Source organism: Sphingopyxis sp. CCNWLW2 (genome assembly GCF_037095755.1).
GTDB lineage: Bacteria > Pseudomonadota > Alphaproteobacteria > Sphingomonadales > Sphingomonadaceae > Sphingopyxis.
In genome coordinates this window covers 1,238,250-1,252,241 of record NZ_JBAWKJ010000001.1, presented here as the reverse complement: position 1 = coordinate 1,252,241, position 13,992 = coordinate 1,238,250, and the positions used below count along the sequence as shown (strand labels likewise).

Genomic DNA, 13,992 nt, shown 5'->3' with positions numbered 1-13,992 from the left:
GCGAGCGGCCTCGCCGTGCCATAGTTTGGTGAGCCAAGATTGGGGACCCGGGTTTGAGCGATTTCAGCGTCGAGGCGAATGGCCTCACCAAATATTTCGGCGATTACAAAGCGGTCGACCATGTCAGCCTCAAAGTGCCGACGGGCAGCATCTATGGCGTGCTCGGTCCCAATGGCGCGGGCAAGACGACCAGCCTGCGCATGACGCTGGGCATCATCGACCCCGACGAAGGGACAAGCCGCCTGTTTGGCGGGCAGCGGCCGCAGTCGGTGCGCCACCGCATCGGCTATCTTCCCGAAGAACGCGGACTGTATCCGGGCATGAAGGCGCGCGAGGCGATCGCCTTCATGGGCGCGCTGCGCGGGCTCGACTGGTCCGAGGGGCGCCGCCGCGCCGCGGGATTCATGACCGAACTCGGGCTCGAACGCGTGATCGACGAAAAGATCCGCAAGATGTCGAAGGGCATGGCGCAGATGATCCAGCTGATCGGATCGATCGTCCACGCGCCCGACCTGATCGTCCTCGACGAGCCCTTCTCGGGGCTCGATCCCGTCAATCAGGAGCGGCTCGAAATGCTCGTGCGGCGCGAGCGCGACCGCGGCGCGACGATTCTTTTCTCGACGCATGTCATGGCGCACGCCGAACGCCTCTGCGACCGCATCGCGATCATCGCGCGATCGGCACGCCGGTTCGAGGGCACGGTCGACGAGGCGCGCGCGCTGCTGCCGATGCAGGTGCGCTACACGCCGCGAACCGCGGGCGATCCCGCCGCCGTCGCAGCAAACCTTCCCGCCGGAGCCGAACTCCGCGGCGACGCCTGGCATTTCGCGATACAGGACGCCGATGTCGAGCCGTTGCTCGCGCGCATCACCGCGAGCGGTCATGGCGTCACCGGCCTGTCGATCAGCCGCCCCGCACTCCACGACGCCTTTGTCCATATCGTCCGCCAGGTCGACGCGGGGTTCGACGCCGACGCGACCGAGGATGCCATAGAGGAGGCCAGCGCATGACCCCCTTCATCCGCAGCCTGTTCGTCGTTGCGCGGCGCGACTTTCTCGCGATCGTCGCGACCCCGACCTTCCTCCTCTTCCTGCTTGCCCCCTTGTTCATGGTCGCGATGGGGCTCGCCGGCGGCGTCGGGGCATCGCAGCTTGCCGACAGCGCGCGCGGCGCCGGCCGCATCGTCGTCGTCGCCGATCCGGCAGATATCGAGGCACTTCGGGCCTCCGATCAGCGTCTCCGGACTGGAATGACCCGCGAACCCGCACCGCTCGATATCCGCATCGCCAGCCCCGCCAACGTAGATCCCGTTGCGATCGCCCGCGAAAAGGGCAGCGACACCTATGCGGTGATGAGCGGCCCCCTCACCGCGCCGCGCATCGTCGAGCGCGAAAAGGGGAGCAGCGCGGGCCGCTATCTCGCGCTGCTTGCGGGCGATGTGCAGCGCGCGCGCGCCGCCGGGCCGATGCCATCCATCACCCCCGATTTCGAAGCGCTGTCGAGCGGCGGCACCAGCATCGCGGTGCAACAGTCGCTCGGTTTCGGCGCGGTCTTCATCATCTTCCTCCTGACCTTGCTGCTGGCGGGCCAGACGGTAAGCTCGCTCGCCGAGGAAAAGGGCAACAAGGTCATCGAGATTCTCGCCGCCGCGGTGCCGCTCGAAAGCGTCTTTCTCGGCAAGCTGCTCGGCATGCTCGGCGTCGCCGTGCTCTTTATCGCCTTCTGGATGATCGTCGCGCTGGGCGGCGGGCTGGTCGCCGCGACGCAGGTCGATCCCGCCGCGATCGCCGCCGCGGGCAAGGCGGGCAAGGCGGCCGCCACGCTGGCATCGATGCCCGCGACGGGCTGGCCCTTCTTCCTCAGCATCGGCTTTGCCTATTTCATCCTGTCCTTCCTCCTGCTCGGCGCGGTCTTCCTCGGCGTCGGCGCGCAGGCGGGATCGGTGCGTGAAATCCAGATGCTCAGCCTGCCGATCACCATCTTTCAGGTCGGCATGTTCAGCCTGTCGGCCGGCGCCGCGAGCGCGCCGGGCAGCGGCCTCGCGCATTTCGCGCAGATCTTCCCCTTCTCCTCGCCGCTCGCGATGGCGGCGCGCGCCGCAACCGACGATGCCAGGGCGGTGCATTTGCTCGCGCTCGGCTGGCAGGCGATCTGGGTCGCACTCGTCATCTTCCTGTCGGTGCGCCTGTTCCGGTCGGGCGTGCTCAGCGGCGGCAGCGGCTGGAAATTCTGGCGCCGCGGTGCGGCGGCTGCCGCGATAGCTACGGCAGCAGCAGCCGAGCGTCATTGACAAAGCTGTTAGCAGTGGCATTCTGCAACTGATTTCGCCGACGGCGGCAAGCGTCGCGGCGAGTCCCTTGCAACGAGAGGAGGCCCCCCCGATGGCGACTGCAGCGAAGCCCCAGCCTGTCACGCATGCCTATGACATGAGCCCCGCCGCCATCTATTCGGAGGATCGCTGGCAGGAGCCCTTCGCCGAGCTCCGCAAACTGGGCGGCATCGTGAAGTGCGAGGACAGCGTCCACGGGCCCTATTGGAATATCGCGAGCCACCAGGCGATCCAGCATGTCGAGGCGCTGCCCGACATTTACAGCTCGTCGTGGGAATATGGCGGGATCACGATCCTCGAACGCGACGAGGACGAGGATTTCCGCCTGCCGATGTTCATCGCAATGGACCGGCCGCAGCACACCGACCAGCGCCGCACCGTCGCTCCCGCCTTCACCCCCGCCGAAATGACGCGCCTTTCCGAAGACATAAGGAATCGCACCGGCGAAGTTCTCGATGGCCTGCCGTGGGGCGAGACCTTCGACTGGGTCGACCGTGTGTCGATGGAACTGACGACGCAGATGCTCGCGATCCTGTTCGATTTCCCGTGGGAAGATCGCCGCAAATTGAGCGAATGGTCGGACTGGATGGGCGACGTCGAACTCGCGCAGAAACCCGAGCTCAAGGAACAGCGCCGCGCGGTGCTCGAGGAAGCCTTCGTCTATTTTCAGAAACTGTGGATGGAAAAGCTCGACCAGCCGCCGACCCCCGACCTGCTCTCGATGATGCTGCACAGCGAAGCGATGAGCCACATGGACAAATATGAGTTCATCGGGAACCTCGTTCTCCTGATCGTCGGCGGCAACGACACGACGCGGAACACGATGTCGGGGCTCGCCTATGGCCTCGACCAATATCCCGAGCAGCGCGCGAAGCTCGAGGCCGATCCGGCGCTGATCCCGAATGCGGTCAGCGAGATCATCCGCTGGCAGACCCCGCTCGCGCATATGCGCCGCACCGCGCTCGCCGATGCCGAGCTGTTCGGGCACAAGATCGCCAAGGGCGACAAGCTGATCCTTTGGTATCTGTCGGCGAACCGCGACGAGAGCGTGTTCAGCGACGCCGACGACATCGATCTGGCGCGCGAAAATGCCCGCCGGCACCTGTCGTTCGGTTATGGCGTCCATCGCTGCGTCGGCGCACGCCTCGCCGAACTGCAGCTGCGCATTCTGCTCGAGGAAATGGCGGCGCGGCGGATGCGCGTGACCGTCACGGGCACCCCCGAGCGCGTCCACGCCTGTTTCGTCCACGGTTTCCGCACGCTGCCCGTCAAGATCGAGAAATATTGACGCACTCTTGTAACCCTTCGGCCGTGGCGCACGTATCGAGGATATGATCGAACGTCGTCATCTTCTCGGCGGACTCGCGCTCGGCGGCGCCATCATCGGCGCACCGATGCTCTTCGCCAAATCGTCGCGTCCGAAAGCGCAGCCCGGCTGGCAGCTTTCGGATGCCGAATGGAAAAAGCGCCTGTCGCCGCTGCAATATCGCGTGCTCCGCGAAGCGGCGACCGAACGCCCCTTTACCAGCCCGCTCGACAAGGAAAAGCGCACCGGCATCTTCGACTGCGCCGGCTGCGCGCTCCCGCTCTATTCGAGCAGGAACAAGTTCGACAGCGGCACCGGCTGGCCGAGCTTCTGGGCGCCGCTGAAGGGCGGCATCGGCACCGCGACCGATCGCGAACTCGGCTATGCGCGCACCGAAGTGCATTGCAGACGCTGCGGCGGGCATCTCGGCCACGTCTTCAACGACGGGCCGAAACCGACGGGCAAGCGTTATTGCATGAACGGCGCGGCGCTGACCTTCCGCCCCGCCTGACGCCCTTAAGGGTCAGGACCTAGTCGGGCTTCACCCGCCACACCGACAGCCCGGCGCGCGACACGATCGGCACCGCTTCGAGCCACGCCGGCGGCGTTCCGGCGTAAAGCTGCGCCGCGAGCGCATCCTTCCGCGCGCGGCGATATTTGGAGAGGTCGTTGGCGGTCCGGCAAAATATGATCAGCGTCGCCGCCTGCTTGCGGACGAGCGCCTCGGCGTGCCCGGGGTCGCCGGCGAAGACGCGGATCGAGTCCGCCATCGCCTCCTTGTTGCGATGATGCGGCGTCGCGACCAGGCTGTGGCGCGTCCAGAAAATCACCGGCGCGCCCAGATCGATCGGGGTCAGGATCGTCGTCGCCGGCAGACGGTTCAGGTCGGCGATCGCCGCAGGATCGAGGCAGTCCTCCTGGTAAGGGTTGGCCGCGGCGACCGCTTCGACGGCCTTGTCCTCTTCGGCGTTCAGCGACGGGACCACCAGGCCGAGCACGGCGGCCACCGCTAGGCTGCCGAGCAGCGGCAGCGTCAGCGCGGCGGCAGCCGACGCAAGGATGCGCGGCAAGATCGAAGGAATCGTCCGCGCCCACGCCCAGGCGCGCAGGCCGAGCCAGGCGCAGCCGGGCAAGGCAAAGACATGCGCGGTCGAAACGCTGCGCAGGACGAACACCGACAAGGCGGCCGCCCCGATCAGTGCGACGATGATCGTCGCCCAGTTCCTGCGGTCGACGGCCAACGAGCAGCTCCGCCACGCAAGCAACGACCCGGCGAGACCGATCAGCGACGGTATAAGCACGTGGATCGCAGTGAACGGCTTCGATACCCACAAGGGCTGGCCTTCGAGGACATTCCGATACCAATATTTCACGACGATCGGATCGAGCGTAGCAAAGGGGCCCTTCGCGCATTGCGGTTCGGTCAACACCAACGCGCCCGCCGCCGACACGCCCGCCAGACCAAGCAGCAGGAAACGCGCCCGCTGGTCCGGGTTGGCCCGGGCAGCCGCGAAAATTATCGCGGCGGCAGCCGCGAACGCCGCCATATAGGGCGCCGAAAGCGAATCGCACCAGCTGCCGAGCAGCCCCGCGGGACCGCGCGTCGCGAACTGGAGCAGCAACGCGCCGCCCGCGAGTGCGCCCATATAACCGCAAAGCCGCGCGCGATCCGCGGCGCGTCCGTGCAGCGCCCAGCGCAGCGCGGCAAGCCCGGCGAACAGCGCGACGATCGGCAATCCTTCGATCGACACCGCGAGCAGCGCCGCGGCGAACAAGCCGCCGAGCAGGCCCGCCTGCCAGCTTGCCGGCCGCAGCGCCTGCGCCATGATCAACATCGCGAGGAATATCTGCCAGCCGTGATGATCGACCCGAAGCGGTCGGAACTGCACCAATATATAACCCGACATGATCAGGAAGAGCGGCACGACATAGGCGATCCGCCGGTCGGAGAGGTTCCGGTATCCGAGCGCGCAGGCGACGCTGAGCGCCGCGCCGAGCAGCGGCGGCCACAGGGTCATCACGATTCGTTCGGCCATCGCCTGCCCGAACAGCGGTTTCAGCAGCAAGATGCCCGCCGCGAGCGGCGCATCGACGATACGCGACCAGTGCATCAGCACCCCGCCGCCCGCCGGATTGACGCGATATTGCGAAAGGTCCCACCAGCCCTGCCCCGCGAGGAGGTCGCGAACCTGCGCCATGCGCATCGCGTCGTCGGTGTCCGACAGATCGAGCGCGCCGATCGCCTGCCATTTCGCGATGATCGCGACCAGGCTCATCAACCCCCAGATAATCAGCGCGATGCGGGCCGGGGTGAACCACGGGCTCAACACGATGCCGCCCGATTCGGGTGCGCGAACCGATGGCTCCGCGCCCGCGGGAAGCGCGGACGCGTCGCTCATGCCGCCGCCGTCCGGAACACGATATGGCGGCGCAGCAAATAGGTCGTCTGGAAGCTGACGACGATCGCCGCGAGCTTTGCGAGGCGCGGATCGAGGCCGAGCGCGCTGCCCCCGCCGACGATCGCGGTCGTGACCGCAAGACCGACGAGCGCCGACCCGACGAAAAGCAGTTTCTGGCGATGGCGCTCACCCGTGCCGCGCGCCGCGGCGCCGTCGGCAAAGACGAGCCGGCTCGACACCAGCCAGTGCACGAGAATCCCGGCGCAATAGCCGGTCGCCGACGCCGTTACGGGCGACAGCCCGGCGTCGAGCAGCAGCAGGAAGAGCCCCGCGTCGCTGCCCAGCGCGAGCACGCTTGCGAGCAGATAGTTCAGCCAGCGAATCTCGCCGCGCCGCACCGATGCGATCAATCTGGTCACGGGCAACATGACGCCGATCCCCCCGGCCAAGCCCTCAGGCGGCCTTTGCCACACGCGAGGGAACCTCGCGGACCGACGCGAGCGCGGCCTGCTCGCCTTCGGTGCCGCTCTCATGATATTCGGCGTCTTCGTTGACGCCCCAGATATCATAGAGTTTTTCGCCGGCGACGATGTTGCGCACCGTCAGCATCGCGGTCATCATCGCATGATCCTGGTTGTTATAACGGTGCATGCCGTTACGCCCGACCATGTGCAGCGTCGGATAACGCGCCTCAAGCTCGCTGCGCATCGTTTCGACATGCGCGGCATAATCATCGTCGTAAACTGGATAGGCCTTTTCCTGCCGCACGACGGCGCCGCCGACAACATCTTCGGGATCACAAAGGCCCAGGATTTCCATTTCCTTCGTCGCCAGCGCGACCAGCTTTTCATCGCTCGCCGCCCAGAGCCCGTCGCCTTCGAAACAGAAATATTCGAGCCCGACGCACGCGAGTTCGGGGTCGGGCACCATTTCGGGCGACCAGCTGCGGAAATTCTGCACCCGCCCGACCTGCACCTTGCTGTCGTGGATATAGATCCAGTTGTCGGGGAACAGATCCTCGGAGCGAATCTTGAGCGCGACGGTCAGAAAGTCGCGATATTTTAGGTTCGGCGCGGCGCTGAGCGCGCACGCTGGCAGCGGATGGATACGCGCCGCGAGCTCGCGCATCGGCGCCGAGCTGATGACATGCGCGGCATCGATCACGACATCGCCGTCGGGGCCCGTCGCGGTCATCCGCCAGCGGCCCGTCTTCTGATCCTGCGTCAGCTGCTTGAAGCTGTGGCCCATCAGCACATGGTTGCCGCCCGCGACGACCTTGTCGCGTGCCGCGTCCCACATCATGCCGGGGCCGAGCCGCGGATAACGAAAGGTTTCGAGCAAAGTCTTGGTCGCCATGCCATCATTGGGCTTCTTGTTGAGCCCGAGGCTGCGCTTCAGCCCGTCGATCACCGCGCCGCCGAGGCTAAGCCCCTTGATGCGCTGCGCCGCCCAGTCGGCCGACATTTCGTCGCACGGCATGCCCCACACCTTCTCGGTATAGGTTTTGAAAAAGATCGAATAAAGCTTCCGCCCGAACTGGTTGATCGTCCAGTCCTCGAAGCTGCGGACATTCTTGTTCGGCAGCAGCTTCGCCTGCGCATAGCTGATCATGCACAGCGTCGAACGCACCACGCCAAGGTTCCACAGCGCCTCGAACGCGCGCAGCGGATAGGAATAGAATTTGCCCTCATAATAGATGCGGCTCATCCGCGGGCGCTCGATGAAATCGTCGGGCAAGATCTCGTTCCACAGGTCGACGACTTCGCGGCTCTTTGAAAAGAAGCGGTGCCCGCCGATGTCGAAGCGAAAGCCCTCATGTTCGACCGTGCGGCTGATCCCGCCGACATAGACGGGGTCCTTTTCGATCACCGTGACGCTATACCCCTGCTGGGTCAGCTGATAGGCGGCGGTCAGCCCCGCGGGACCGGCGCCAATGATGGCGACGTCGGCGCTCGTCGGACGGCTTTTCGACACTTGGGCGTTGGTCACGTGATATTCCCCCACACGGATCAGATTGCTGCCTGCTGACTTGGGGTAATTATGGCTAAAAACTGGTTAACGCCGGGATGGGTTTTTCACTGATACCACGCTTTTTCGCGGCTGGATAAACGACGCGATACACTTGCAAGCCACCCGACGAGAACCGGTGTTGCGGTTCCAGCCAATCGACCGCCCTGCCCTGGATCAGGTGCGCGGCGAGCCCGTTCCGGTTCGCGGCAGCCAGCGGCCCAAGTTCGCCACTGCAAAATACGACATAGCGCGCGCCTTCCGCCCGGACCAACGAGCGCGCGCCATCGGGCGGTGCAAGAAACGCCGATATCACCCGATTGAGCGCCGCGTGATTGCGGTGATGACCGGTCGCCACAACGCTGTGCGGTGTGCTGACCAAGAGCGCCGGGGCGATATGCGTCGAGGTAAAGAGAAGCGCCGGCGGCTCCCCGGCGAGCGCCGGATTCGACTGAAGGCAGGCCGCATTCTGCGGCCCTGCTTCCGGAACGGCCGCGGGGCCTGCGACAAGCGATGACAGGCGATAGCCGAGCGCGATATCGACCGTCGGGATCGACAACAAAAGCAGCAAATGTCCGAAAAGACGCCGCGCCATATTCGACTGTGCATGAATCCAGCGCCATAGTCCGGTCGCGAGCGCCGCGAACGCAGGCACCATAAAGGCATGCGCAACGTTGAGCGCCCGGATGACCAGCATTGCCAGAATCGCGCTGCACAGGATCAGGAATGCAAGGCGAAACCAGTTTTCGGCATCGGGACGCCCGCGCGCCTTCCAGCAAGCCCCGATCGTCGCCAGCAGTCCGACAAGGCTTGGGACGATATAGGCGAGCAGCCTGGCGGGCTCCTGCACCCACAGCGGACGTCCTTCGAGGATCGGATCATACCAATAGGTCCGCACGAGCGGTTCCAGCGTGCCGAATGGACCGGAAAGACAGGACGGCCCGGTGAGGACAAAACCGGCCCCGAACAGAAGGCCCGCGATGATCACCGGCGTAATCCGCCGGGGCAATGTCGCGGTCCAGCGGCAGGGCGCGGCCAGAAAGGCCGTGAAGACCAGCCCAGCCAGCGCGGTCGCCACGATATAGGGCAAGGAAAAGCTGTCGCAGAGGATGCTCACGACATAGGTCGTGCCGCGGAAGGGCAGCGCCCATAACGCCGGCAACAGGATCATCCCGGCCGAAAAGCCGCGCAATCGGCTTGCCTTGGCCGGATCGCGCAGCCAGTCGACGACAAAAAGCGCCCAGAACAGACCCAGAAGCGGAAAGCCTTCGAGCGAAATCTCGACATAGATGCCCGCGACGAACGCCGACAGGAATCCGTTCGCAAAGCTTGCCGGCCGGAGCGCGAGCCACAGCAGCACGACCGACAGCAGAACCTGCCAGCCGTGGTGATCGATGTTGAGCGGCGCGAAATGATGCAAATAGCTGAGTGTCGTCGCCGCGATCGCAAGCCCGATGAAGGTGAATTGCCGGCCGCCCAATATTTGCAGGATCCGCGAAAAGACGAGCAGCAGCGGCAGCGCCAGAAACGGCGGATAGAGTGTGAGCACCCAGCGTTCGGCGGCTTGCGGTTCGAAAAACAGGCTCAGCAACGCGATCAACGCGGCGATCGGCGCATCGACGAAGCGCGACCAGTGCGTGGGCCCGCCACCGCCCATCGGATTTGTCCGATATTGCGTCGTGTCGAACCAGCTTTGCCCGCCCACCAGGTCGCGGACCTGCACCAGCCGCATCGCATTGTCAGGATCGGAAAAGGACAGCGCGGCGATGGCATCGCGATGCAGGAGCAGACTGACCGCAACGAAGCCCAGCCACAGAATCAACGCCAGCCGATCGGGCGAAAGCCGGATGGCCGAGGCCTCGCGCCTGCGCGCTTCGGTGATCGTTTCGGCCATCGGCGTCCCCCAGGCCTCGAGGGGCCGCGCCGATTTATACGCAATTGTCGGCTAAAGACTGGTTAATATTTCGCCAAGGGTTTGGAGATGCCCGAATCGGCCAAACGCGCCGGCGAGGGTTGGGAGATGGCCCGAACTACGGTAAACTGACGCCGATCAGGGAGGCGCGGGCATGGCAGGCGGTCTGGCAATCGTATTGAGCGGTGGCGGCGCGAAAGGCGCCTTTCAGGTCGGCGTCGTCCACGAACTCGTCGTCAATCGCGGCGTTCGCCTCGACATCGTCGCGGGCGTATCGACCGGCGCGATCCAGGCGCTCGGGGTGGCGCAGGACGATGTGCCGGGACTGCTCGATGCCTGGCTCGGTATCCGCGGCAACAGCTCGATCTATAAGTCGCGCCCGCTCGGCGTCGTCGGCGGCTTGCTCGGCGAGGATGCGCTCTACGACACCGCGCCGCTCAAACGGCTGCTCAAGGGTTTCGCGAACGACGCCAAACTGCGCGCGAGCGGGCGCAAGCTGCTCCTCGGCGTCGTCAATCTCGGCACCGGCACCTATCGCGCGATCGACGAGAGCGTGCCCGGCATCCACAATTGGGTCTACGCGAGCTGCGCGATGCCGCTCTTCTTCGATCCCTTGAAGACACGCGCGAGCGACGGGACCGAGGAACAATGGGTCGACGGCGGGGTGCGCGACGTAACCCCGCTCAGTTCGGCGCTCGAAATGAACCCGCGCGGGGTGATCGCGGTACGCGCCTCGCCCGCACCGCGCCCCGGCCCGGTGCGCACCTTCCCCAACCTCATCAAGATCGGGCTGCGCGCGGTCGATATATTGCAATCCGAAGTGTCGGCGAACGACCTCGCCGGCGCCGCGCTGATCAACGATCTGATCGCCGCGCGCGAAGGCCAGCTTCGCGCGCTTCAGAATGAAGGCATCGGCGGCGCGCAGGCCGCGCGCATCCTCCGCCCGCTCGATGTCCAGATCGCGCGCTACCGCTTCGCGCCGATCCGTATCATCGAACCCGAGGAAGAAGTCGCCGAAACGCTCGAGTTCAACCCGGCGAAAATCCGCGCCGCAATCGACGCCGGCCGCCGCGCAGTCGACCGCGAATGGGACGCGCTGGAGCCGTTGTTGAGCTGACAGCCGGTGAACGTTCGCAATCGACAGAAAGCTGCCCCCTTCATCATCGTCACCCCGGGCTTGACCCGGGGCCTGCCTTGCCTTTTCAAAGCTAGGCAGAAGGAAGGCGGGTCCCGGATCAAGTCCGGGATGACGAGCAATCACGCTCACCACCCCAAAGCCGCCTAGCGACTATAATCCACCATCCCCCTCGCCCGGTGGCCCTCGCGCACTGTTGCTGCCAGACGGCGCTTCATCCCGTATCGCAACGTCGCGGCGCAGCGGCTTTAGCGACAGTGTCCCCAGCCGCACCCGCGGCGTCGCCTTGCCTGGCGCCGCGCTCATCGCAAAGGCACCATCAAGCCGCAAAGCCGCAGCCGACGCCTTGCCCAGCCGCACCGTGTAGCGTCCATAAGCGACGCCCTCGAAGAGGAAATAGCCGTCGAATTCGGTGATCGTCGTCGCGCGCACGCGCCCTTCGGCGTCGATGAGTTCGACTCCCAGCCCCTCGATCGGGTTGCCGCCATCGCGGCGCAGGGTGCCATCGATCTCACCCGCCGCCGCCATCGGCAGCAGCACGCGCGTCGCGACTCCGGGCCGCGGGGTCACCACGACCCCCGGCAGCGCGGGCTGGACATAGGGATCGGGCAAGCTGCCCGCGTCGATGCCGATCATCACCGGGCGGAAGGGTTCGAGCCCGTCGATCGCGCCCCGCCCCGCCTTGTCGGTCGCGGCGTCGACAAAGGCGTTGCCCGCGGTCAGCGGCACGTCGGGAAGTGCGGCTTCGCCCGGCTGGCGGACCCCGTCGCCATTCTCGTCCATCCAGACCTCGGCGACCACCTGCCCGCGGCTCGCGAGCTTCTCGGCCGACACGCGCCAGCCGCCGTCCGATTTCGGCCCGAAGCTGAAGACGAGCGCCAGCGACGCCGCAACCGATCCATCGCTCGCAACCTCGCCGAATCCCGTCAGCTGCAACTTGTTGAAACGGCGCGTATATCCCAGCCCAGCGCGCGCGCGGTCGAGCCCGCGGTCATAACCGAGTTCGGTGCGCCATTCGGCGTCACCCTTTCCCGCCCACTCGCCGATCAGGGTCATGCGCGAATCGGCATTGGCGCCCGACAGCGCAAAACGCGCCTCGCCGCGGACGCGAACGCGCCCGATGCGGGCGTTGGCAAGCAGGCTGGCGGAGAGATTGTCGGGCGGATCGGGACCGATCGGCACCTTTGTCCGGCTCCAGTCGAGTTGCCCGGTAAAGGTCAGCGCGCGGAAACTCGCCGACGCGCGCGCGCTGGCTTCGAGGCTGTCGACCCCCGACCATCGTTCGACCTGCCGCACGTCGAAATGCAGCGGCAGCACCATTCGCCCGAACTTGACCGACTGGTCGACCGACACTGAATAGATACCGTTGATATTATTGATCAAACGATCCGAAACGAACCCGCCCCAGCCGCGCATCGCGTCGGCACGCACATAGGTTTCGCCGAACGCGGCAAGCCAGCTCGCACGCGCCGCGAAGCCGCCATTATCAGCGTACGAACCTCCGACTTCGAGCAAGGTCGGCCCGATCGAGCGCCGCAACGCGACCTCGCCATAATTATAGCGGACATTTTCGATCAGCAGGCTGTGGAAATAGGCCGAGGCGGACGTGCGCGTGTCGAGTCCGCGCTCGATTCCCATCGTCCCGCGCCAGCCGCGCCGGAACGCGCCGCGCCGCCGGCTCCCGAACTCGACCAGGTCGGCATTTTCCTGCGCGAAGCCCGCCCAATACCAGGTCTGCTGCGGCGGAATCGAATCCATCCCTACCTGCACCTGCCGGATTTCGCGCCGTATCTGCCCCTGCGGCCCATAGAGCACGATCTCGAAGCGGTTCGCGCCATATTGCAGCGGCACGTCGATAAACTCGTAGCGCCCATCGCCGTTCGGGCTCGTAAAAGCGAGCAATTGCCCATTGCGATAGAGTTCGGCATCCCAGCCCGCGGGCAAATCGCCGCGAAAGGTCGTCTTGTCGAACGCGTCGGGCCGCTCGATCGGGCGATTGGTCAGCACCGCGCCGCGCCCCGGCGCCGACGCGGCGACGATGCCGGTCGAGAGCAGGCTGACATCGCCTAGCCCGTAATGCGTCGCCTTCAGCGGCCCGAGCAGCCGTCCCTGCGGATCGGTGCGATAGAGCCGCATCCGCAAGCTGTCGGGCACACCCTCATTGTCCGACGACAGCCGCGCGTCGAAACTCTGGCCGACCACTTCGCCCGCCGCGAAAATCTCGTAGCGCCCCTGGACATAGGATCCGCCGCGCTTGTCCGACACGACGCCCGCCGACGCGACGACATCGACCGAGGGCGTCGCCCACGCCTGATACGGCCGCGCCGTCTGCGGCAGACTCGCAAGGTCGAACTGCGCCTGCGGGCGGATCGCCGCCGCACGTGCGCGGCGTTCGGCCGCGAGCTGGAACGGCAGCTTGTCCTTCGTATCGACCCGCAGCACCGCATTCGACAGATCGGCGGTCAGCGGCACCCCGAGCCAGTCGTTCAGGCTATCGAGGTCGACGCACCATCCCGCGGGCGTGTCGCGGATCGTCGTCGCAGTCAGGCGGAAGCTCTCGCTCCCCGCGCGCACGTCGCCCGCGTCGCGGTCGATCGTCAGGCTGCGCCTTTCGTCGAACACCCAGCCGGTTGCGCGGCGCAACTTCTTGTCGACGCGCACCGCGAGATCGAGCGCGAGCACGACATCGCCGAGGTCGACGCAAATCCCCTGCGGCGTCTGATAACCGCGCACCCCATCGCCGAGCCGGTACTGCCCCGAGCGCACATCGAACAGCCAGCTGTCGTCCTCGTTCGGCGCCCAGCGATCGCTCGCAATCGAAACGGTTTTTTTTTTCAACGGCTTCGGCGCCGGCGGGAACGAGCCCCACCAGCGCCAGCCCGGCCAATATCGCCGGTTTCCATC

General features: G+C 65.9%; 10 protein-coding genes. 5 read left to right on the top strand and 5 right to left on the bottom strand.

Annotated elements, in window-relative coordinates; genetic code table 11:
• Positions 1-53 precede the first annotated feature (53 nt).
• From V8J55_RS05885 to msrB, 4 genes are all read left to right on the top strand, one after another.
• Positions 54-1,010: an ABC transporter ATP-binding protein gene (locus V8J55_RS05885; RefSeq protein ID WP_336444736.1), complete on the top strand. Its 957-nt coding sequence runs from the start codon at positions 54-56 to the stop codon at positions 1,008-1,010.
• Positions 1,007-2,290 (top strand): ABC transporter permease, encoded by a 1,284-nt coding sequence (locus V8J55_RS05880; protein ID WP_336444735.1) that lies wholly within the window; start codon positions 1,007-1,009, stop codon positions 2,288-2,290. The genes V8J55_RS05885 and V8J55_RS05880 overlap by 4 nt, the downstream gene beginning before the upstream one ends.
• 91 nt (positions 2,291-2,381) lie before the next feature.
• The gene (locus V8J55_RS05875) at positions 2,382-3,617 is read left to right on the top strand and encodes a cytochrome P450 (RefSeq protein ID WP_336444734.1); all 1,236 of its coding nucleotides are present in this window, start codon (positions 2,382-2,384) and stop codon (positions 3,615-3,617) included.
• A 43-nt stretch (positions 3,618-3,660) separates the two neighbouring features.
• Positions 3,661-4,146: a peptide-methionine (R)-S-oxide reductase MsrB gene (gene msrB, locus V8J55_RS05870; RefSeq protein WP_336444733.1), complete on the top strand. Its 486-nt coding sequence runs from the start codon at positions 3,661-3,663 to the stop codon at positions 4,144-4,146.
• Positions 4,147-4,165: 19 nt separating this feature from the next.
• Here the strand turns inward: msrB and V8J55_RS05865 are convergent, their stop codons facing one another.
• Genes V8J55_RS05865 through V8J55_RS05850 form a run of 4 tightly spaced genes read right to left on the bottom strand, consistent with a single transcriptional unit; the run spans position 4,166 to position 9,935 of the window.
• Positions 4,166-6,034, bottom strand: coding sequence for a hypothetical protein (locus V8J55_RS05865; protein ID WP_336444732.1), 1,869 nt, complete (start codon positions 6,032-6,034; stop codon positions 4,166-4,168).
• Complete coding sequence (locus V8J55_RS05860) at positions 6,031-6,462, bottom strand: GtrA family protein (RefSeq protein WP_052187442.1); 432 nt, start codon at positions 6,460-6,462, stop codon at positions 6,031-6,033. The genes V8J55_RS05865 and V8J55_RS05860 overlap by 4 nt, the downstream gene beginning before the upstream one ends.
• A 25-nt stretch (positions 6,463-6,487) precedes the next feature.
• Positions 6,488-8,023, bottom strand: a complete 1,536-nt coding sequence (locus V8J55_RS05855; RefSeq protein ID WP_336444731.1) for an NAD(P)/FAD-dependent oxidoreductase — start codon at positions 8,021-8,023, stop codon at positions 6,488-6,490.
• 55 nt (positions 8,024-8,078) lie between these two features.
• A complete protein-coding gene (locus V8J55_RS05850) occupies positions 8,079-9,935 on the bottom strand; it encodes a hypothetical protein (RefSeq protein WP_336444730.1) in 1,857 nt (618 codons plus the stop codon).
• A gap of 172 nt (positions 9,936-10,107) precedes the next feature.
• Here V8J55_RS05850 and V8J55_RS05845 point away from each other — a divergent pair, with 172 nt between their 5' ends.
• Positions 10,108-11,070, top strand: coding sequence for a patatin-like phospholipase family protein (locus tag V8J55_RS05845; protein ID WP_082521563.1), 963 nt, complete (start codon positions 10,108-10,110; stop codon positions 11,068-11,070).
• Positions 11,071-11,241: 171 nt separating this feature from the next.
• On the opposite strand, the gene V8J55_RS05840 is transcribed toward V8J55_RS05845, so the two are convergent.
• Positions 11,242-13,926: an MSCRAMM family protein gene (locus V8J55_RS05840; protein ID WP_336444729.1), complete on the bottom strand. Its 2,685-nt coding sequence runs from the start codon at positions 13,924-13,926 to the stop codon at positions 11,242-11,244.
• Positions 13,927-13,992 lie beyond the last annotated feature (66 nt).

What these genes read in the sequence shown, in the direction of transcription:
- msrB (WP_336444733.1), top strand. Translation starts at nt 3,661, where the DNA reads ATGATCGAACGTCGTCATCTTCTCGGCGGACTCGCGCTCGGCGGCGCC.
- V8J55_RS05845 (WP_082521563.1), top strand. Translation starts at nt 10,108, where the DNA reads ATGGCAGGCGGTCTGGCAATCGTATTGAGCGGTGGCGGCGCGAAAGGC.
- V8J55_RS05880 (WP_336444735.1), top strand. Translation starts at nt 1,007, where the DNA reads ATGACCCCCTTCATCCGCAGCCTGTTCGTCGTTGCGCGGCGCGACTTT.
- V8J55_RS05875 (WP_336444734.1), top strand. Translation starts at nt 2,382, where the DNA reads ATGGCGACTGCAGCGAAGCCCCAGCCTGTCACGCATGCCTATGACATG.
- V8J55_RS05865 (WP_336444732.1), bottom strand. Translation starts at nt 6,034, where the DNA reads ATGAGCGACGCGTCCGCGCTTCCCGCGGGCGCGGAGCCATCGGTTCGC.
- V8J55_RS05850 (WP_336444730.1), bottom strand. Translation starts at nt 9,935, where the DNA reads ATGGCCGAAACGATCACCGAAGCGCGCAGGCGCGAGGCCTCGGCCATC.
- V8J55_RS05860 (WP_052187442.1), bottom strand. Translation starts at nt 6,462, where the DNA reads ATGTTGCCCGTGACCAGATTGATCGCATCGGTGCGGCGCGGCGAGATT.